17 protein-coding genes and 1 other annotated feature are annotated in these 20,311 nt (G+C 42.3%); of the genes, 5 read left to right on the top strand and 12 right to left on the bottom strand.

What is annotated here, in order from left to right; genetic code table 11:
* Positions 1-266: 266 nt before the first annotated feature.
* A complete protein-coding gene (gene queA / locus BAU16_RS11560) occupies positions 267-1,298 on the bottom strand; it encodes a tRNA preQ1(34) S-adenosylmethionine ribosyltransferase-isomerase QueA (RefSeq protein ID WP_137604793.1) in 1,032 nt (343 codons plus the stop codon).
* A gap of 142 nt (positions 1,299-1,440) precedes the next feature.
* On the opposite strand from queA, the gene BAU16_RS11555 reads away from it, so the two are divergent.
* A complete protein-coding gene (locus BAU16_RS11555; RefSeq protein ID WP_161527131.1) occupies positions 1,441-2,328 on the top strand; it encodes a VOC family protein in 888 nt (295 codons plus the stop codon).
* Between the two features lie 106 nt (positions 2,329-2,434).
* On the opposite strand, the gene BAU16_RS11550 is transcribed toward BAU16_RS11555, so the two are convergent.
* The 4 genes from BAU16_RS11550 to BAU16_RS11535 form a co-directional block, all read right to left on the bottom strand.
* A complete protein-coding gene (locus tag BAU16_RS11550) occupies positions 2,435-3,520 on the bottom strand; it encodes a 3-deoxy-7-phosphoheptulonate synthase (RefSeq protein ID WP_261795777.1) in 1,086 nt (361 codons plus the stop codon).
* Positions 3,521-3,665: 145 nt separating this feature from the next.
* Positions 3,666-3,909 (bottom strand) — a binding site (T-box leader).
* A 55-nt stretch (positions 3,910-3,964) separates the two neighbouring features.
* Complete coding sequence (locus tag BAU16_RS11545; protein WP_161527130.1) at positions 3,965-4,849, bottom strand: C40 family peptidase; 885 nt, start codon at positions 4,847-4,849, stop codon at positions 3,965-3,967.
* A 15-nt stretch (positions 4,850-4,864) separates the two neighbouring features.
* Positions 4,865-5,935: a dipeptide epimerase gene (locus BAU16_RS11540; protein ID WP_161527129.1), complete on the bottom strand. Its 1,071-nt coding sequence runs from the start codon at positions 5,933-5,935 to the stop codon at positions 4,865-4,867.
* 20 nt (positions 5,936-5,955) lie between these two features.
* The gene (locus BAU16_RS11535; RefSeq protein ID WP_161527128.1) at positions 5,956-7,602 is read right to left on the bottom strand and encodes a peptide ABC transporter substrate-binding protein; all 1,647 of its coding nucleotides are present in this window, start codon (positions 7,600-7,602) and stop codon (positions 5,956-5,958) included.
* Positions 7,603-7,919: 317 nt separating this feature from the next.
* Between BAU16_RS11535 and BAU16_RS11530 the strand changes: the two genes are divergently transcribed.
* The 4 genes from BAU16_RS11530 to BAU16_RS11515 are packed head-to-tail and all read left to right on the top strand — an operon-like array spanning position 7,920 to position 11,314.
* Positions 7,920-9,083, top strand: coding sequence for a betaine/proline/choline family ABC transporter ATP-binding protein (locus BAU16_RS11530; RefSeq protein ID WP_048604426.1), 1,164 nt, complete (start codon positions 7,920-7,922; stop codon positions 9,081-9,083).
* 5 nt (positions 9,084-9,088) lie between these two features.
* Complete coding sequence (locus tag BAU16_RS11525) at positions 9,089-9,727, top strand: ABC transporter permease (RefSeq protein ID WP_048604427.1); 639 nt, start codon at positions 9,089-9,091, stop codon at positions 9,725-9,727.
* A complete protein-coding gene (locus BAU16_RS11520; protein ID WP_048604428.1) occupies positions 9,724-10,644 on the top strand; it encodes an osmoprotectant ABC transporter substrate-binding protein in 921 nt (306 codons plus the stop codon). The genes BAU16_RS11525 and BAU16_RS11520 overlap by 4 nt, the downstream gene beginning before the upstream one ends.
* A 4-nt stretch (positions 10,645-10,648) precedes the next feature.
* A complete protein-coding gene (locus BAU16_RS11515) occupies positions 10,649-11,314 on the top strand; it encodes an ABC transporter permease (protein WP_048604429.1) in 666 nt (221 codons plus the stop codon).
* 50 nt (positions 11,315-11,364) lie between these two features.
* Here BAU16_RS11515 and BAU16_RS11510 read toward each other — a convergent pair whose 3' ends face one another.
* From BAU16_RS11510 to cshA, 7 genes are all read right to left on the bottom strand, one after another.
* On the bottom strand, positions 11,365-13,188 hold the full coding sequence (locus tag BAU16_RS11510) for an APC family permease (RefSeq protein WP_048604430.1): 1,824 nt from the start codon (positions 13,186-13,188) through the stop codon (positions 11,365-11,367).
* A gap of 221 nt (positions 13,189-13,409) precedes the next feature.
* Positions 13,410-16,115 carry a YhgE/Pip domain-containing protein gene (locus tag BAU16_RS11505; RefSeq protein ID WP_161527127.1) on the bottom strand — a complete coding sequence of 902 codons (2,706 nt, stop codon included), beginning with the start codon at positions 16,113-16,115 and terminating at the stop codon, positions 13,410-13,412.
* A gap of 223 nt (positions 16,116-16,338) precedes the next feature.
* On the bottom strand, positions 16,339-16,623 hold the full coding sequence (locus tag BAU16_RS11500; protein ID WP_161527126.1) for a hypothetical protein: 285 nt from the start codon (positions 16,621-16,623) through the stop codon (positions 16,339-16,341).
* A gap of 60 nt (positions 16,624-16,683) precedes the next feature.
* Positions 16,684-17,052: a type II toxin-antitoxin system PemK/MazF family toxin gene (locus BAU16_RS11495; protein WP_048604433.1), complete on the bottom strand. Its 369-nt coding sequence runs from the start codon at positions 17,050-17,052 to the stop codon at positions 16,684-16,686.
* A gap of 13 nt (positions 17,053-17,065) precedes the next feature.
* Positions 17,066-18,187 (bottom strand): alanine racemase, encoded by a 1,122-nt coding sequence (gene alr, locus BAU16_RS11490; protein WP_161527125.1) that lies wholly within the window; start codon positions 18,185-18,187, stop codon positions 17,066-17,068.
* 15 nt (positions 18,188-18,202) lie between these two features.
* Positions 18,203-18,553, bottom strand: a complete 351-nt coding sequence (acpS, locus tag BAU16_RS11485) for a holo-ACP synthase (RefSeq protein WP_137604802.1) — start codon at positions 18,551-18,553, stop codon at positions 18,203-18,205.
* A 119-nt stretch (positions 18,554-18,672) separates the two neighbouring features.
* The gene (gene cshA, locus BAU16_RS11480) at positions 18,673-20,199 is read right to left on the bottom strand and encodes a degradosome RNA helicase CshA (RefSeq protein WP_161527124.1); all 1,527 of its coding nucleotides are present in this window, start codon (positions 20,197-20,199) and stop codon (positions 18,673-18,675) included.
* Between the last annotated feature and the right edge of the window lie 112 nt (positions 20,200-20,311).

Here is a 20,311-nt window from a genome sequence, read left to right as displayed (position 1 = left end):
TCACCTAGATTTATATGTGTGAAGTAAGACGAATAGTGAATGCGTATCAACTGGTTGAGAAACAATCAACAAGAGAAGTAATGAGTATACGTAACGAACAAGGAAATACGACTTAAAAGACTCACATGTTTTAGCGTAGAAATGTAGCGAAGACAAAGTTTTTTGTTTATAAGAGAATTGCTTTACATGTATAAACAGCAAACCCTTTTCAGCAAATCCCTTCCATAAGATAGAAAGACGAGGCCCTCGAGAGCCTCGTCTTATTTTTATTTCACAAACATGGCATCGCCAAAGCTAAAGAAACGGTAGCGTTCCTCGATTGCATGCTGATAGGCAGCCAAAGTTCTTTCTCGACCGGCAAAGGCACTTACCAACATAACCAGCGTTGATTTTGGTAAGTGAAAATTCGTTGAAAAAGCTTGAACAACTTTAAATTCATAGCCGGGAGTAATGAATATATCCGTCCAACCGCTGTCAGCTTTAATTTCTCCATCAAATTTTGTTCCAATAGTTTCTAATGTTCGAATCGAGGTGGTTCCCACCGCAACAATCCGTCCGCCCTTTTGACGAACCTTGTTCAAAGCAGCAGCAGCTTCTTCTGTCAAACGATAAAATTCGCTGTGCATGTGATGTTCTTCGATATTATCCACGCTTACTGGACGAAATGTGCCCAAACCAACATGCAGCGTCAAATACACCAGTTCAATTCCCTTTGCCTGAATTTCTGCCAATAATTCTTTCGTAAAATGCAAGCCGGCTGTTGGTGCAGCTGCAGAACCATTTTCCTTGGCGTACACGGTTTGGTAACGATCTGGGTCTTCCAAACGTTCTTTGATATAAGGTGGCAGGGGCATTTCTCCCAACGATTCTAAAATTTCCAAGAAAATTCCTTCGTAGTTAAAGGTAATAATCCGTCCGCCATGTTCCAGTTCTTCTTCGACAACAGCTTTCAAACGACCATCACCAAAAACGATCTCTGTACCGACTTTTGCTCGTTTTGCTGGTTTAATCAACGTTTCCCACGTATCTCCATGGGTGTTCGTCAGCAGCAAGACTTCCAAATGTCCGCCGGTATCTGGTTTTTCCCCATACAAACGTGCAGGCAAGACCCGTGTGTCGTTCATCACTAAGGCATCGCCGGGATGCAGTTCATTGATAATGTCATGAAAATGGTTGTCCTGCATTTCTCCTGTCTTAGAATCTAAAACCAACAGACGAGAACTGGCACGATCTTTTAACGGTGTTTGGGCGATTAGTTCTTCTGGTAAATCAAAATCAAAATCTTCCGTAGTTAACATTCTTTTCACTCTTTTCAGGTTTTGTCTTTGCCATTCTACCATTTTTTGAAAAGATTTTCGACCCGCAGACAAGTTGCTTGCTTCCTTTAGGCATTCTTATTATACTTACAATAAGTAAGCTACTAATTAGGAGGGATCCCTTATGCCACCACTTCATCATATTTCATTATTAACTAAAAACAGCAAAGACAACGTTGCCTTTTACACGAAACTACTTGGCATGCGTTTTGTAAAAAACACGGTTAATCAAGACAACCATCGAATGCTCCACTACTACTATGGCGATTACCAAGGCGCACCGGGATCAGTCGTTACTTTTTTTGTCGTTCCCCATTTAGGCAATCGTTACGACAAGGATCATTTTATTGCAACCATCGGTTTAAAAATTCCCCGCGGAAGTATCAGCTATTGGGAACAACGACTACAAGCCCAAGAGATTGCCTTCACCCGCAAAGGAAAAGAATTATTTTTTGCTGATAACGACGGAGTGGACTTAATTTTGGAGGAAGTAGATCAAGCACCCTTAGCCATGGAACATGTCGTCCAAAACGAAATTCCTGAAAACTATCAAATTTTAGGGTTGCGCTCCACTGAGATTCATGTAAGCGATCCGGCAAAAACCAGTGAATTTTTCGAAAAATTATTAGGCTGGCAAACAAAAAAACAACAAATTTCTTTTAATGAAACAGATTTTATCCGCATTTTACCAAATGAAACAACAGACATGAGTCATATGGGTCGCGGCAGTGTCGATCATATCGCCTTTGCAGTAGAAAGTGACGAGGCTTTGGATAGCTTACACGAACGGGCAAAGGAACAGGGGTGGACTATCGAAAAAATCGTTTCCCGTGGCTATTTTAAGAGTCTTTATATTCGCGAACCCGGCGGCAATCGAATGGAATTTGCCACATTAGCTCCCGGATTTACGATTGATGAACCTTTAGAAACATTGGGAGAAAGTTTCGCTTTACCACCGTTTCTTGCGGAACAACGAGCAGAAATCGAAGCCAACATTTATCCGGAAGACTAGCATTCTTCCAGCCCTAAGTAAAAATAAAAATCCGAATGATCCCGCTCGTCACACTGTACGAAAAACGATCATTCGGATTTTTTTTGCTAGTTAGCCTTCATCAATTTTATGCGTGTGCTGCGATATAGCGGACAAGTTCTTCTGTTTTTTCCCATCCCAAGCAAGGATCGGTAATGGATTGACCAAAAACTGTGCCATCTGGTTCTTGACGTCCATCTTCCAAATAACTTTCAATCATGAAGCCGCGAACCATTTTTTTGATATCTTCATTGTAGGTACGGTTCGTCAATGTTTCTTTTACGATCCGAATTTGTTCTTCATACTGTTTGCCGGAGTTATCATGGTTGGTATCCACTACGACAAATGGATTTTGGTAGCTTCCTGCGTTATATGCTTGAACGGTTTTCAACAGATCTTCGTAATGATAGTTTGGGATGTTCTCTCCGTGTTCATTAAGTCCTCCACGTAAAACCACGTGCGCTAAAGGATTAGAACTTGATTCCACTTCTGCCCCATTGTAGATGAACTCTTGTTTTTGTTGTGCTGCATGCAAGGAATTGAAAAGCACCTTCAAATTGCCGCTGGTAGGATTTTTCATTCCGGTGGGTTGATCGATTCCGCTGGCAACAAAACGGTGTTGTTGGTCCTCCACCGAACGGGCTCCAACAGCAATGTAGCTAATTAAATCTTCCACAAACTCCAAATTTTCCGGATAAAGCATTTCATCGGCAGTAGTCAAACCGGTTTCTGTAATGACCCGTTTATGCAATTTTCGAACAGCGATGATTCCGCTAACGAGATTGACTTCCCCGGTTGGGCTTGGTTGGTGCAACAGTCCTTTATACCCATCGCCGTTGGTCCGAGGTTTATTGGTGTACACTCGTGGTACCATGAAAATTTTGTCTTTTACTTCTTCCTGTAATTTTGCCAAACGTCGCACATATTCCATCACTGCTTCTTCATCATGGGCAGAACAAGGACCGATAATTAATAAAATTCGTTGATCTTTTCCTTCGATGATTCCTTTTAGTTCTTCGTCCCGTGCCGCTTTTTTCGCCGCTACTTCATCGGATAATTTTCCAATTGATTTGACACTTTCCATATTGATTCGTTTGCTTAATGCGTTGAAACTCATTTTTCTCCACTCCTCTTTTTTAAGTGTTTCATTTTTTGATCGTCTCTTTTCTTTCACCAAAAGATTTAAACCAATGAAACTATCCCTTCAAAAACATTTTTTTCAGTCAGATAATAAGTATTCGTTTTGTCAGAAACTTATGAATCACCGTCAGGAATTGCGAAAAGCAATAAAAAAAGCCCCGTCTTTTCCAAATCAAATTGGAAAGGACGGAGCCTGAAAGACTCGTGTTACCACCTTTTTTTGTCGATTGCTCACACAATCCACCTTAACAGGTACATTCATAATACCCTGGCATTATAACGAACGCTCACCATCCGTCGCAGCCTACTCCATTCGGTGCGAAGTTCAAAGAGGAATTCGATTATTAGATGAATGCGCCTCTCATCAACCGGCAGCTTTCTGAATTCATGGGATAATCTACTACTTCTTATCATTACTTTTATCACTATTGTTTTGAATATTCTAATTACTTTTTCTGAAAATGTCAAGAGTCTTTTTCTACTTTTTCCAAAACCTTCTGATTTCACTCAATTCAGTTTCATACTTCGTACCGGCAATTTTTGTGATCATTACCTTCGAGCCGGGCGTTTGAGAATGAATCATTGCTCCATTTCCCAAATACATACCTACGTGATGGACAAAGCCTTTCCCTTCTTCATAGGCAAAAAATAGTAAATCACCGGCTTGAGCATCCGCAAACTCGATTTTTTCCCCGGCAATAGCTTGCAAATGGGCATCACGAGGCAGTTGCATCCCGTTGACCCGATGCAGACTATACACAAAACCGGAACAATCAAAACCCGTGCCGCCAATTCCCGCCCAAACATAAGGCAAATCTAAAAAATACTGCGCGAGCTGAATCATATTTTGTGCTTTTTGCACGCCGCTGTACTGATCCAAGCGCTGCCCCTCTTTTTTTGCCAAATGCGCTGTACCGTGAGGGGTCTCCACAACAAAATCCGTTTCTTCCGAAAGCAATGGCAGAACGGTGCCAAAAACTACTCGGATTTTTTTCTTATCGTTTTTTTCGTCAAAAGAAAGTGTGGCACTGGGTGAGACAACGGCGACTTTAGGGAAGTCTTTTTTTGGTGCAGGGACTTCCAGCAAATCCTTACTGGGAATCCACCCTTTGTAGCCAACACCCTTTTCTACCGGCTGTGTAGGCACGAGAACCTGTGTCCACTCACCCGTTTTGGCAAGCACCTCAACTTCTTCACCATACAACAACTGGGAATCCACCAGCTTTTCCCGATACAAGGTCATGGCGGAATCCGCTGTTAAAAAATACGGTTTTTCTGCGGCTTTATTTTTGATTTCTGCAAGGACAGCATTATTTTCTGGCTGTTTCCATAAAAATGTTTGGGGAACTTGGACTTTTTTCACTTTTTCACCTTCTACCTATTTGATTCCTAGACCAATGCCATCTGTTAACGCTAAATTTCCGGGACGAATGTGCAGGCCGCTTTTTTCTGCCAAATCGGCAGTTTGCTGCCACATGAACGGTACATCCAAATCACAATAAGCCATGTCTTTCATACCGACTGCGAAATGGGCGGCAGCAGCCATTCCGGCATAGCCTTCGATCATGGAACCCACCATGCAGGGAATCCGATAGTGTTGTGCCAATTGAAAAATTTGGATGGCTTCTTTGATGCCGCTGCTTTTCATCAGCTTGATATTCAATAGATCACAGCACTGTTCTTCTAGCAGTTTTTTTGCATCGGTAAAGCCAAATAAACTTTCATCTGCCATGATGGGAATCGTGGAACGTTCTGTCACATATTTCAGTGCAGCAAAATCATGTGCTTTCACCGGCTGTTCTACAAAATCGATTGGAATATCCTGCCATTCAGCTAAAATTTGGACCGCCTCTTCCTTTGTCCACCCTTGATTGGCATCAATACGAAAAGGAATTTTCCCTTCTAAAGCTTCATTCATACAACGGATCTTGGCAACTTCTTCTGCCACATCATCCAAACCCAGTTTGATTTTCAACGACGTGAACCCGTCATTGACCTTGGCAACCCCATCAGCCACCATTTTTTTCCGGCTGGCAATGCTGATGGTAAAATCAGTTGTCAGTTGTGGCGTATTTCCACCAAGGTAGCGATATAGCGGTTGTTTCGCCGCTTTTGCCAATCCGTCAAACAAAGCAATATCCATCGCTGCTTTGGGACTGGTTTGACCGGAGACCAATTGCTTCATTTCGTCTAAAATTGTCAGCTCTCCATCAACTTCTTTTCCAATTAGAAATGGGCTAAAACTTTTGTTAATGGTTTTTAAAATCGATGCTTCGGTGTCTCCGGTAATTGCTTTTGTCGGCGCGGCTTCCCCGATACCAACCACCCCGTTGTCAAAATAAATCTTTACTCGAATCACATCCACTGCATTGACTTCCCGCAAGGCAGTTTTAAAAGGTGCATTAAGTTGAATCGGGATGAGTTGCGTTTTTATTTCTTTGATTTTCACTTGCCATGATCTCCTTCTTGTTACTCGACGTAGGCCCATTTATAGTCATACTGAGCACCTGCCGCATGGGTTACGATTCCCTTGATTTTTTCTGAACGCAAATGGGCTTCTGTTGATTGATAAATCGGAACGATACCCATATCTTCATTTAAAATCTGATCGGCTGTCAGTAAATCCTGCCAGCGGGCAGCTTCGTCGGTAGCATCCGCTAACGAAGCTGATTCAACAGCTTTATCATAGGCTTTGCTGGAATAATCTCCTCGGTTATAAGGACTACCAGTCACAAATAAATCAAGGAAAGAACTTGGATCGGCATAATCGGCCACCCAGTTGTTCATCACCACTTCAAAATTCCCGCTGTTTGCCCGTTCAAGCCGCACACTGATGGGGACAGGATTTAAATCGATAGTTATTCCCGGTAATTTTTCTTCCAACTGTCCTTTGATATACTCCGTAATTTTTTTGGTTGAATCCACATCAGAAGAAAGAAGTTTGAAGGACAATTTCTCAATACCCAGTTCACTTTTGGCTTTTTCCCAATAAGTTTGGGCTTGTTTTTCATCGTAGCTCAAGGTTGCCTTTGTGTCTTCAGTAAAATCAGTTTTGGTTTCTGGATTCAAGGACATTCCACTGGGAACAAAACCGGTAGAGGCAATTGAGCCGTTGCCTAAAATATTCGTGACGATGCTTTTACGGTCGAGAGCATAGGAAATTGCTTTTCGAACATTGCTGTTTTTAAAAGGAGAATCCGGCGTTGCTTGATTGAATTCCAAATAAGTGGTCGAAGCGATGGGCAAAGAAACATATTCCGGATCATTGGCTTTTTGTCGGGCCAATTCCCCATTTAACGTCACGTCTTCTGCCTGTCCGTCATTGAAAAGATTCAAGGCGGTGGAGGCCTCTTTGACCACTGTATAATTGATTTCAGTCAATTGGACCGTGTCGGCATCCCAATATTCCTTATTTTTTTTCAGTGTCCAATCTGTATCTACCCCCGGTCCGTCAAAATCCGTCAAAACAAAGGGACCATTTGAAACCAATTTTTCGCTAGTAGCGGCATATTGATCGCCATATTCTTCAATAACGCCTTTATTTTGTGGAAAGAAGGAGGGAAAAGCCAACAAATATGGAAAATACGGTGTTGCCTGCTCCAATTGAATTTCTAAGGTGGTATCATCCAAGGCTTTGATACCTAATGTATCCAATTCCGCTTTTCCTTGGTTGATGGCATCGGCATTTTTAACCGAGCTAAACATGAAGGCATACTGTGACGCCATTTTTGGATCGACGGTTCGTTGCCAGCCATACACATAATCTCCAGCCTTGACTGGATCGCCATTAGACCAATTGGTATCCCGCAAATGAATCGTGTAGGTTCTTCCATCGGTCGAAACCTCCGCCATTTCTTTGGCGCCTGCCGGTTGCGGATTATTGTCTTTATCTAAACGGTAGATGCCTTCATTGGTATTATTCAAAATTCCAAAACTGATTGTATCGGTAACGACAGAAAGATCGGCAGACGTCAATTCAGTAGGTACCGTTTGACTGAAAATCTGTTCACTTTTTTTATCCTTACCGGCTTCTTTTTTTTGTCCACAACCTGCCAAAAACAACGTACCTATGACACCAGAAACGATTACCTTAGCCCAAATCCCTTTTCTACTCATCTCATCTTCTCCCGTCGATTTTTGAATTTTCTAAAAATTTGTTAGTTGAAGTTTAGCCGACCCCTTTCTGCTTGTCAAACAAAAGCTCACCCCCGCATGTTACTTGAACCCTTGTCTGACGTGTTGTTTCATGTTTCGGCTTGTTCATTTTTTCACTTTTATAAAACGGTTGCATTTCGCTAAAAAATAAAAAAATACACGTTTATTTTTGGCGAAAAATAACGAGAAAAATCATTAAATTTGTGAGAAACGCTTTTTTCGTGCATACTAGTAAGGAAAGCATTAATTGGAAATAGTAAAAATAGAGGTGAGAGACGTTGATTGAATTTCAACATGTAACAAAAATTTACAAGGGCGGAAAAGTAGCCGTCGAAGATATTAACCTTTCCTTTGAAAAGGGTGAATTCATCTGTTTTATCGGAACCAGCGGCAGCGGAAAAACTACCTGCATGCGGATGATTAATCGAATGAACGAACCGACCAAAGGAAAAATTTTAATCAATGACAAGGATATCCAAGAGATCAATCCTGTTGAATTGCGCCGGAAAATCGGTTATGTCATCCAAAATATCGGCTTGATGCCCCATATGACGATTCGGGAAAACATTACACTGGTACAAAAATTATTGAAGGTCAGTGATGATGAGCGGAATAAAACCGCAGAAAAAATGATCGACTTAGTGGAACTGCCGCGGGAAATGCTGGATCGGTACCCAAATGAACTCTCTGGTGGTCAGCAGCAGCGGATTGGTGTTGTTCGGGCATTGGCAGCCAATCAAGATATCATGCTGATGGATGAACCTTTCGGTGCGCTTGATCCCATCACTCGGGACTCCCTGCAAGATTTAGTCAAAGATTTACAGGAACGTTTAGGGAAAACGATCGTCTTCGTTACCCACGATATGGATGAAGCATTAAAATTAGCAAACCGGATTGTCATCATGAGTGAAGGCAAAGTAATCCAGTTTGATACACCGGAAAATATCTTACGCAATCCAGCAAATGAGTTTGTTGAAGAACTAATCGGTGAAGACCGACTCCTTCAAACCAAGCCGGACGTCACCACAGTCGGCGAAGTGATGCTGAACACAGCCATTACCATCACCCCTGAAAAATCCCTGCAAGAAGCCATCCGTTTGATGCGCGAAAAACGTGTCGATACCTTGCTGGTCACCGATAACTCGAATATTCTTAAAGGCTTCATCGATGTAGAAACTCTTGATCGTAAACGTAGCAAAGTTTCCAGTGTTGGCGATATTTTAAATAAAGATGTTTTCTATGTGAAAAAATCAGCATTGCTGCGTGATACCTTGCAACGGATTTTAAAACGCGGGTTGAAATACGTGCCGGTAGTGGACGATCAAAATCGCGTGGTGGGTATTTTGACCCGTGCTTCCCTTGTTGATATTGTTTATGATGTTATTTGGGGTGAGGAGAATACCCTTAGCCAAGCGGCAGAATCAACGAAAGAGGAGGCCTGATTTTCATGGCAGATTTCTTTTCTACTTACGGTCCCCAGATTCTAGCCCGAGGTTCCGAACATCTGTATATTTCTGCTTTTTCATTGGGGCTGGGTATTTTGTTGGCCGTTCCATTAGGCGTGCTTCTTACACGACTGCCAAGAGTTGCCAGCGTAGTAATCAGTGTCACCAGTGCATTGCAGACTGTTCCATCTTTAGCATTGCTTGCTTTGATGATTCCCTTTTTTGGGGTTGGTAAAACACCTGCGATCATCGCCCTCTTCATTTATTCGTTATTACCGATTTTGCGGAATACCTATATCGGGATGAAAAATGTCGACAGCAATTATCGAGATGTCGCCAAAGGCATGGGAATGACCAATATCCAATCCATTTTAAGTGTGGAGTTGCCCATCGCTACACCGACCATCATGGCAGGAATTCGGTTAGCCGCAGTTTACGTTATCGCTTGGGCAACCTTGGCTTCTTACATCGGAGCTGGCGGCTTGGGTGATATGATCTTTAGCGGATTGAACAACTATCAACCGGATTTGATTTTTGCCGGAACGATCCCGGTAACGATTTTAGCCTTATTGGCAGATTTTTTACTCGGACTTTTAGAAACACGCTTGACTCCTAAAGCGTTAAGGGAGGCAGACGAATGAAACGAAAATTAAAACAATTCCTTTTGGCTTTCAGCACAGTGCTGTTACTGGCTGGCTGTTCCTTGCCGGGGCTTTCATCAAATGCGGATGAAAACACAATCGCAATTACTGGTGGAATCACGTCGGAGTCACAAATTCTTGCGAGTTTAGTTGCCGGAATGGTGGAACATTATACCGATAAAAAAACCACAATCATCAACAACTTGGCTACTACCACCATCAATAACCAAGCGATGATGAACGGGGATGCACAAATTTCGGCCGCCCGCTATACCGGGACCGATTTAACCTCCACTTTGGGAATGGACCCGGTAAAAGATCCCAAAGAAGCTTTCAATATAGTGAAAACGGAATTTGAAAAACGCTACAATCAAACTTGGTTTCCTTCCTATGGCTTTGATAATACCTATGTCTTCTTAGTTCGTAAGGATACTGCGGAAAAATACAATTTAAAAACCGTCAGCGATTTACAGGACGTAGCGGATGAATTGGTGGCAGGTGTGGATACTTCCTGGATCACTCGAAAAGGGGACGGCTACGAAGGCTTTAAAGAAGAATATGGCTTTGCCTTTGATTCGATTTTACCGATGCAAATCGGTTTGGTCTACGATGCGGTAGCTGCCGGAAAAATGGATATCGTTCTGGGCTACTCCACCGATGGACGGATCGGTAGTTATGATTTGGTGATGTTGGAAGATGACAAGCGTTTCTTCCCCCCTTATGATGCTGCGCCGATTGTTGACGATCAATTGTTAAAGGACACACCAGAATTAAACGCGGCAATTGAAAAACTTGCCGGAAAAATCGATACGAAACAAATGCAAGAGTTGAATTACGAGGCTGACAACAATTTGGTCGAACCAAGTATTGTTGCCCAAGAATTTTTAGAAAAAAACAATTATTTCGAAGAGGAGTGATGAGATGAATTTACAAGATATGAACTTGCTGGAACAATTTGTTTATTATTTTAGAGAAAATGGCGCCTATGTATTCAGTCAATTTATCCGTCACTTCTTGTTATCGATCTACGGAGTGATTTTTGCGGCCATTGTTGCCATTCCCATCGGCATTCTGATTTCCAGAAGACGCCGCTTGGCAAACTGGGTGATTCGTTTTGCGAATATCATCCAAACGGTTCCTTCCTTAGCCATGATTTCCATTTTGATGATTGGCTTAGGACTGGGGGTAAATGTCGTAATCGTTACGGTCTTTCTTTATTCTTTGCTGCCGATCATCAAGAATACCTACACCGGCATGACTCAGGTGGATCGTAATGCATTGGATATCGGTAAAGGCATGGGTATGACGGCGTTCCAACGTCTTTATATGATCGAACTGCCTTTGTCTGTTTCCGTCATCATGGCGGGAATTCGTAATGCATTGGTGGTAGCAATCGGAATCACCGCCATCGGAGCCTTTGTTGGTGCCGGCGGTTTAGGAGATATCATCATTCGCGGAACCAACGCCACAGATGGTGCTTCGATTATCTTAGCCGGTGCACTGCCAACTGCTTTGATGGCAATTATCACTGATTGGGGCTTGGGGATCATCGAGCGTAAACTTGATCCTGCCAGCAAACGTTCTTAAGATTGAAGAAACAAAAAAATTCGCAGGGAATCCCGCGAATTTTTTTGTTTTTATTTTTTCAAATGATAGCTGTATGTTCCCACTACGATTTTTTCCCGCCAAGAAAGTCGCAGGCGTAGACGCAAACTGGTTTGGTTATGCAAAATATTTTGCCAGCCTCGCCGTGGAACAAACTGCGGCACGATGACTGTTGTGGTGTAGTTGTGTTTTGCAGCATTCTTACTTACTAAATCTACATAGCGGATGATTGGATTTTCAATCGAACGATAGGAGGAATGAACGACTGAAAAACGAACCTCTGGAAAACGTTCCTTGAATTCTTTTTCGATCTCCCGCTCTTTTTCGATATCTTCGTCCATAGAAACGTGCATCGCCACCACATAATCGCCAATCGATTGGGCATAATTCAACGCACCGACATTTACCCGAGTAACATTCCCCACTAAAACAATAACAGTATTGCCATCGTAGGTGTGCAACGCAACATCATCTTCCAAGCGTAATTGCTCCGCAACTTTTTTGTAATGGTCATGAATTTTATAAAAGATCAGCAATAAAATTGGCATGATGATGAAGAAAGGCCAAATGTCTCCTAAACGATAGGCAAATAAAATAATAATGATCGCGTAAGAAATAAATGCCCCGACAATATTGGCAATCGATTTTGAAAGCCAGCCTTTTCCTTCCTTGTGCCACTTGATGACCATTCCGGTTTGTGATAAAGCAAAGGGAATAAACACCCCGATGGAATAAAGCGGGATCAATCGTTCCGTAGATCCTTGGAAAATAAACAACAACACGATCGAGCCGGCTGCCAATGTCATGATCCCATTGGAATAACCTAAACGATCCCCGCGATCTTGGTACATATGCGGCATGAATTTATCCTTTGCCAAATTATAGGCCAAAACCGGAAAAGCGGAGAACCCAGTGTTGGCAGCGACCGCTAAAATCAGTGCTGTCGTAAATTGTAAGGCGTAGAACATGAAGCCATGACCAAACACGGCTTGTCCAATTTGTGACAACACGGTTACTTCTGTTTTTGGAACAATTCCGTACCAGTAGTTGATAAACGTAATTCCTACAAAGAAGAAACCTAAGATTGATGACATCAATGCCAACGTTCCCGCAGCATTTTTTGCCCGGGGTTTTTTAAAGAAAGGTACCGCATTACTGATGGCCTCCACCCCGGTTAAGGAAGAAGAACCAGAAGAAAATGCCCGTAAAATCAAAGCAATCGAAATCCCGGGAATTGTTGCACCAGGCAAAGCTGTTGCCTGTAGAGGTTGTGCACCGGTCACAATATTAAATAAGCCCACCAGAATCAAAATCGTAATCACAGCAATAAAGGTATACACCGGCAGCATTAAGAAGCTGGCGGATTCCCGCAACCCCCGCAAGTTCATCATCATAATCAATAAAACGATGATTACCGAGATTGCTACTTGATGATGATACAGCGCTGGTATCGCCGACGTGATGGCTTCAGCACCGGCAGAAACCGAAACTGCCACCGTCAGCATATAATCGATCAATAATGAGCCACCAGCAATTAGACCAGCATTTTTCCCCAGATTCTCGCTGCTTACAACATATGCTCCCCCGCCATGAGGATAAGCATGTATGATTTGTCTATAAGATAAGGTCAATGAAATCAATAAAATAATAACAAAGGCGGCAATTGGCAATGAATACCAGATAGCTGCTGCCGAAAGAGCCACCAACACGACAACAATTTGTTCTGTACCATAAGCGATAGACGACAAGGCATCAGAAGATAACAACGCTAAAGCGGCAAAGCGACTTAATTTGTGCTCATCATTTTCAGCCGATTTCAGCGGACGTCCTACCAGCAAACGTTTTAAATATTCCACTTTTCTCCCTCCAATATTCTTTACACAAAAGACTGTTTTTTCCCACAGCCAAGACTGTATGCTACGCTTCCCTCTTGAAAATGTCAATGAAAATCCGCAGAAAAAACCTTTCATTTTTGAAAAAAAGAATTCTTCCGATACAAGCAAAAATAAAAATCGTTAACCGAAAAAAACAAGCTGAAAATCCTCCGTTTCTCACGTTGATTTTCAGCTTGTTTTTATTAATGGAAGAAATGGCTTTCTTTGGAAACCTTCGCCAATTTTCGCGTCATTTCAGAAAGATAAGGATAAACGAATGTTCCCAACAATCCAAATACTACGAACAATGCGACCATAATCAAAATATTGGCTGTTGCATTTGGCCAGTAGATACCTCCTGCCGGCTCCCGCAAAAGATTGACTGCGTGAGTGAAAGGCAACAAAGGATTGATAAATTGGAAGAATTTACCGGATACTTGAATCGGATAATTTCCGCCACCACCAGAAATCGACAGCACCAGTAAAATAATCGCAATTCCTTTACCAATATTGCCGAAAAGGGCTGATAGAACATACACAATCATCATAAAGGCCAGCCCGACAATCAAAGCAAAGAGTACCGCATAGAAGGGATTATGAACATCCACTCCCAACAAGAAATAATTTCCCAATGTAACAATCAAGGCTTGGAAAAGAGCCATCGTCAAAAAGGTCAACATCCGCGCTGTAAAGGTTTCACGTTTGGTGTATTTCTTTTTGTCCGAGCCTTCCAAATGAAACTCCGTAGTTGCTACACTAGACAGCAGCAATGCACCTACCCATAAACACAGTGCCGTATAAAAAGGTGTACTTGCCGAACCGTTGTTGGCAATAGGATAGATTTGATTGGTTTGCAATTCCACCGGTTTGGTAAAGAAATCACTCTCTTTTTGAGCATCCAGTTTCAATAGCTTAATGATTTCCCCAAGATCGACTTCCTCTTCTCCTGCACGAATAGCAGTCGCAGCCTTATGAAGTCCGGTCTTCAAGGTAGGCCAGTCATTATTGATTAATTCTACGGCGGCATTTAATGCTGATTCAACTTCCGGTAGTTTTTCATCCACCATGTTCATTGTTGAAGTGATTTCTTTTTTCACTGTTGGCCAGTCGTTTTCAAGAAAATCAGCAGCAAGACCTAATTTTTGTTCCAAAACAGGCAATTCATTCTTATATAAATCGGCACCTTTATTGATGCCCTCCACGATTTCTGTCATATGCCCATTCAACATCGTATTGGCATCATGGACTTCCTGGCGAATCGCAGGCATATCTTTTTGGTATTTTTCTAATAAGCCGATGGCATTCGCAACCGTTTTTTCAGTAGCATTCAGCAGAGAATCGAAATCAATTTTTTGTGCTTTTTCCAATGCATCTTGTGCTGTTGACAAAGCGGCTACTAATTTTGTCAAAATATCACTCACGGTTTTTCCAACCGTGTCAACATCAATACTGTCAACAAACGTTGCCACTGCAGTTGCGGCAGATTCGATTTCTCCCAGATAATTTTGAATAGCGGTACTATTCCCATTTTTTATCAAACCATCCAATGTTGTTAAACGTTTAGAAAAGTCTCCCAGCAAATCATTGGCGTGATTCAATTTTTCGATGATTCCTTGCAAGGACTGATTTCCAGCCGCTTCTTGCAGTCGGGTCAGAAAGGTCACTAAATCGGTAATTGCCGTTTGTTGACGGGCAATGTTGTCTTTAAAATCTTGAATAACCTGACTGATATGTTGTTTTTCGACGTCTGTCAGTTGATTATCCGTTAACGCTTGATTGATACTGCTTACGATGGAGGAGGTCGTCGTAGCCACTTGGCTAATAGCATTTAAGGTTACCGAAACGCTGGAAGTAATACTTGGGATTGCTTCTTGCAGCTTCGTTGCTCCCTCTTCCGTTGTCGCAGCTAACTGATCTGCTTGGTTTCCTAATTTTTTTATATCAGGAAGGATTGTTTGGACTTGTTGAATAATCTCCAACCCAGATTTGGCTTCGCTGATTCCTTCAGTCATGGTTTGTTCAATGTCATCAAAGTCGGCATCGACTGCTGCCAATTGTTTGCCGGCATTTTGGATTTCAGGAATCTTTTCCTGCAAAGTCAAAATAATGCTTGCCTGTTTTTTTAATTCCGGCATTTTTTCATTCAATGCCAGCAACTTGTCACCCATTTCATCAACTTTTGGCACATAATCGACAAATTCTTCGGCTTTTGCGATTTTTTCTTTAATCTCAGGCATTTTTTCTTGCAGTTCAACAACTTGTTTCGTGTAGCCGTCAATGGTATCGATGTTCTCATCTGTTTCCAAAATCAGATTTTTCACTTTGTTGATGCTGACCAGATTTGAATCAATGTCATACCCGATTTCATTGAATACCTTTAACAAGGTGGAACTGGCTGTCTTGATAAAGTTTTCTGAAATCTGATCCTGTAAGCTAGAAGCCCCTTTATCTGTAATTTTAGGAGCGATGGCGTTGATTTTTTCATTGATATAATACTCGATTTTTGGTTTATTGATCTCTCCTGAAACAAAGCTCAACAAATTCTCCGAAAAATCCTTCGGCAGATAAATTCCGGCATAGTATTTTCCGGATTTTACCCCTTCAGTCAACGCTTTTTTAGAATCAACAAACTGCCAACCAAGCTGTTTATTGTCGTGGAGTTCATCAAGAACTTCTTTCCCAATGGCGATTTCTTTTCCTTGAAAAGTCGTCGACTGATCGGCACTATAAACCGCAATCGGTAGCTCTCCTGTATTTGAATACGGGTCCCACAAGGCTTTAATGTTGAACCATGCATAAAGAGAAGGTAAAATGGCCAACGCAATGATTAAAAAGGTTGCCATAGGATTTTTAAAGATTCGTTTCCAATCTAATTTGTATAAGTGCAATGTGTTTTTTATATGATTCATCTATCTCATCCTTTATTTTTTCCAGCTGTCATACTGTATCACGAAATTTAGATCATTCCAACTTTTCCCAATCACCGGTCAAAATTTTTTTGACAATTTAGGAAATCTGTCAAAGATGAAATCCTTTTCAAGTTGTTTCTTTTACTGATTTCTTAAGACTTTTTTTACTTTTTCTGCTGTTTTTTTGACAGTCGTTTTTAGGCACCCGCCTCCTGCCAACTACTCATTTTTTGAAGGCAATAAATCGGTCGTTCTGAAAAATCAATTCTCCCCGCTCCGGTCCTTGATGTTGTAAAAATAGTTGGTAGGGAATCTCTAAGCGAATCTCCTGCTCGGCTACTTGGAAAATTCCATAATAACGAGAAAAATTATCTGTTTCCGGCTGTTCCTCCGTTGCTGAAAACAGACAATAGATATGCTGCTCTGGTCCTTTTTTTAGCTGTCTAATCTTTTGCCAACTAAAAGCCAGCAGCAAGACTCCTGTTAAAACGACAACGGCTATCCCCATCATTTTCTTCCTTTCTTTTTTATATCTAAGAAAAAAGCTGAACACAAGTGTCCAGCTCTATTATGTATGTCTATCGACAAGAGCGTATTCCTCGATCCCCACGCTGATTCGCAAGGCGCGATCGACCTCTTCCATGATTTGAACATCAAGATGACAGACCTTATCTTTTAATCGACTTTTATCTATTGTGCGGATTTGCTCCATCAAGATCACTGAATCCTTGCCAATTCCTTTTTCCATCGCTTTGATCCCGATATGGGTGGGAAGCTTGGGTTTGGCCATTTTCGCCGTAATAGCCGCAATAATAACCGTTGGGCTAAAATGGTTGCCGCGATCATTTTGGATCACAAGAACCGGGCGAATCCCCCCCTGCTCTGATCCAATCACCGGAGAAAGATCCGCGAAATAAACATCTCCACGTTTCACCATCTCATTATCATCCTTATTTTGTATAGTTTCGAGGAACACGTTGGGAAATCGTGCAGGCAACTTCGTAATGGATCGTGCCTAAATGATCCGCAACATCCTGCATTGTAATTGTTTCCTGTTGGTTGCTGCCAATCAGGGTCACCAGCGTTCCTTCTTCAAATTCCTGCGGCAGACGAATCATAAACTGATCCATGCAAACCCGTCCCACGATCTCACAGCGCTGTCCTGCTACTAAAACGTAGAATCCCTGCATTTTTCTCAGCCAACCGTCTGCATAGCCGACAGGGACCGTACCGATCCATTCTGTTTCAGGAGTGACATAAGTTTCCCCATAACCAATGCCTTCTCCTTTTTTCAGGTGCTTTACTTGGATCAATTCCGAAGTCAGCTCCATTGCCGGTACTAAAGGATAGGTTTCTGTCAAGGCATGTCCGGAAGGATTTAAGCCATACATCGCGATTCCAAACCGAACCATATTGCCAATCGCTTCCTCATGCCACAGAGCCGTTGCACTGTTGCTGACATGCACGTAACGCGGCAGATGAGCCAATGGTTTCAATGCCTCTTGGAACCGTTGATTTTGCATTTGCCAATAGCTGTCGTCTGCTTGATCTGCTGTAGAAAAATGGGTGAAAATTCCTTCCCACAACATTTGGGGCTGTGCTTCGACAAAAGTCGCGGCTTCGTCAACTTCAGCCGGTTTCAAAAATCCGATTCGCCCCATGCCGGTGTCCACCTTGATATGAATCTTCAACGGATTTTTTACAGGAGCTTCCATTAATTTTTTTGCCGCAGCTTCAAGCCAATCCATCGTTCCAACAGGGAAGGAAAGATCGTATTCACTAACCACCGACAAATACATCACTTCAACGATGCCCAAAATCAGAATTGGTTCTGTAAAGCCCGCTTCTCGTAATTCAATGCCCTCATCAATAGTAGCTACGCAAAAACCGCTTGCTCCACCTTTTTTTGCAGCTTTCGCTGTTTCAATTGCGCCATGTCCATAGCCATTTGCTTTTACAACAGCAAACAAATCCTGTTCCTTGGGCATTCGTTTGCGTTCATTTGCCACATTTTCAGTGATTGCTGTCGTATGAATAATCGCTTGCGTGGGTCGATGGTATGAAACGCTCATCGAAAAACCTTCCTTCTACTCTTCTAATATAATCTGCGCCATCGCCGTCGTTTCAGTATGGGTAATACTGACAAAGACCTTGCCGCTAAAGGGGGACCGTGTCACGACCGGTGCGCCTGTTTGATTCGCTAAAATTTCTAAATCGTGAAAAGCTAATTTTCCGATACCGGTACCCCAAGCTTTTGAAAAAGCTTCTTTGCAGGCATACCGTCCCCCCAGATATTCGATCTGTCGTTTTATGGGCAACTGTGAAAAAGCGGCTTGTTCCGCTTCCGTCAGCACCCGTCGGATAAATTGAGGCTTTTCTTCAATAATTTTTTTCATGCGATGTAGTTCCACCGCATCAATGCCGATTCCTTTGATCATTCGGTTCGACTCCTTTTAAAACTACTCCCATTCTACCAAAATTCTTTTCAAAAACCATTAAAATACCTCTTGAAAACAAAAAAAGTAAGCAAATGATTAAATTTGCTTACTTTCAACGATTAGTCTTGGTTGTTGCGAATAACAAATCCGCGCTTTTTATCGTTGCTGCGGCGGCTGTTTTTACGCGCGCCTTCTTTATTGCTGTTGTAGTTGCTCTTGTTTGGTTTACGGCCGCTTCCGCCACCGTTTCCATCATTGCGTCCACGATTACTGCTGTTGCTACGACGACCATTGCCGCCTTTATTGAATCCGCCTTTTTTGTTTTGAGGCAATGGACGTTCTGGCGTAATTTTAACCGGTACGGCATCAGAAGGATCTTTTGCGACTGTTTTTAACAATAAAGCAGCCAAATCTTGTGCTGAATAACGTTCCACTAAATCATCCGCAGCTTGCAAATATTTATCCAAGCCGTTTTCATCCATTTTTTCTTCAATTTGTTCCATAGCAGCCCCAAGTTGTCCTTTGAAGGCTTCTTTTTCGGTTGGTGGACGTAAAGGTGTCATCCGTTTTTTTGTTAGATTTTCAATGACATGCAAGTAGCTCATTTCATTTGGAGTAACAAAGGTTACGGAGATTCCACCTTTACCGGCGCGTCCTGTCCGACCGATCCGGTGAACATAACTTTCAGGATCTTGAGGAATATCATAGTTGTACACGTGAGTGACACCAGAGATATCCAATCCACGAGCAGCTACGTCTGTCGCTACCAAAATATCTAAATGACCACTCTTGAAGGAACGCAAAACGCTCATCCGTTTTTGTTGAGAAAGGTCACCGTGAATTCCTTCTGCTTTGTAGCCCCGCGCTTCTAAACCGCGAGCCAATTCATCTACCCGGCGTTTGGTCCGACCAAAGACGATTGTCAATTCAGGGGTTTGAACATCGAATAAACGAGTCATAACATCGAATTTTTCAAATTCTTTTGCCCGTACATAGTATTGATCAATCAAGTCAGCAGTCATTTCTTTTGCTTTAATCTTGACATGTTCAGGATTATTCATGAACTTGACACCGATACTCTTGATTGCTGGTGGCATCGTTGCAGAAAAGAGCAACGTTTGGCGTTTTTCAGGGACTTGGGCAATAATTTTTTCAATATCTTCTAAAAAGCCCATATTCAGCATTTCGTCCGCTTCATCTAGGACTAATGTTTCAACTGTTGCTAATTTCAATGTGTGGCGGTTGATATGGTCCAACATCCGGCCAGGAGTTCCCACAACGATATGTGGATGATCCTTCAAGCCGCGGATTTGACGGCCGATATCTGCGCCACCATAAACTGCTTGTACGCGAATTTTTTTGTCTTTGCCTAAACGGAAAAGTTCTTCTTGTGTTTGGATAGCTAGTTCCCGCGTTGGTGCGATAACTAATCCTTGCAGGTCACGGTTTGCAGTATCAATTTTTTCAAGCATTGGTAAACCAAACGCCGCTGTTTTCCCAGTACCGGTTTGAGCTTGTCCAATAACATCTCTTCCGTCTAATGCAAGGGGAATCGTTGTTTCCTGGATAGGTGTTGCTTCTTCAAAGCCGGCACGCTCCACAGATTTCAACAATTCTGGTGATAAATCTAGTTCTTTAAATTTCAAATGTATCCTCCTAGGTAAGGTCGCACGTCACTCGCTTGCAGCAAAAAATAATTGCCAGAGTATCTACTACATGTCTGCGGAATTTCTTAAAAAAATTCCCATCGACAGGCAC

The organism is Enterococcus sp. JM9B, assembly GCF_009933265.1.
In the GTDB taxonomy this organism is placed as follows: Bacteria; Bacillota; Bacilli; order Lactobacillales; family Enterococcaceae; genus Enterococcus_C; species Enterococcus_C songbeiensis.
This window is presented reverse-complemented; position numbering and strand designations above follow the sequence as displayed.

What these genes read in the sequence shown, in the direction of transcription:
- queA (WP_137604793.1), bottom strand. Translation starts at nt 1,298, where the DNA reads ATGTTAACTACGGAAGATTTTGATTTTGATTTACCAGAAGAACTAATC.
- BAU16_RS11555 (WP_161527131.1), top strand. Translation starts at nt 1,441, where the DNA reads ATGCCACCACTTCATCATATTTCATTATTAACTAAAAACAGCAAAGAC.
- BAU16_RS11535 (WP_161527128.1), bottom strand. Translation starts at nt 7,602, where the DNA reads ATGAGTAGAAAAGGGATTTGGGCTAAGGTAATCGTTTCTGGTGTCATA.
- BAU16_RS11525 (WP_048604427.1), top strand. Translation starts at nt 9,089, where the DNA reads ATGGCAGATTTCTTTTCTACTTACGGTCCCCAGATTCTAGCCCGAGGT.
- BAU16_RS11520 (WP_048604428.1), top strand. Translation starts at nt 9,724, where the DNA reads ATGAAACGAAAATTAAAACAATTCCTTTTGGCTTTCAGCACAGTGCTG.
- BAU16_RS11515 (WP_048604429.1), top strand. Translation starts at nt 10,649, where the DNA reads ATGAATTTACAAGATATGAACTTGCTGGAACAATTTGTTTATTATTTT.
- BAU16_RS11505 (WP_161527127.1), bottom strand. Translation starts at nt 16,115, where the DNA reads ATGAATCATATAAAAAACACATTGCACTTATACAAATTAGATTGGAAA.
- BAU16_RS11500 (WP_161527126.1), bottom strand. Translation starts at nt 16,623, where the DNA reads ATGGGGATAGCCGTTGTCGTTTTAACAGGAGTCTTGCTGCTGGCTTTT.
- BAU16_RS11495 (WP_048604433.1), bottom strand. Translation starts at nt 17,052, where the DNA reads ATGGTGAAACGTGGAGATGTTTATTTCGCGGATCTTTCTCCGGTGATT.
- alr (WP_161527125.1), bottom strand. Translation starts at nt 18,187, where the DNA reads ATGAGCGTTTCATACCATCGACCCACGCAAGCGATTATTCATACGACA.
- acpS (WP_137604802.1), bottom strand. Translation starts at nt 18,553, where the DNA reads ATGATCAAAGGAATCGGCATTGATGCGGTGGAACTACATCGCATGAAA.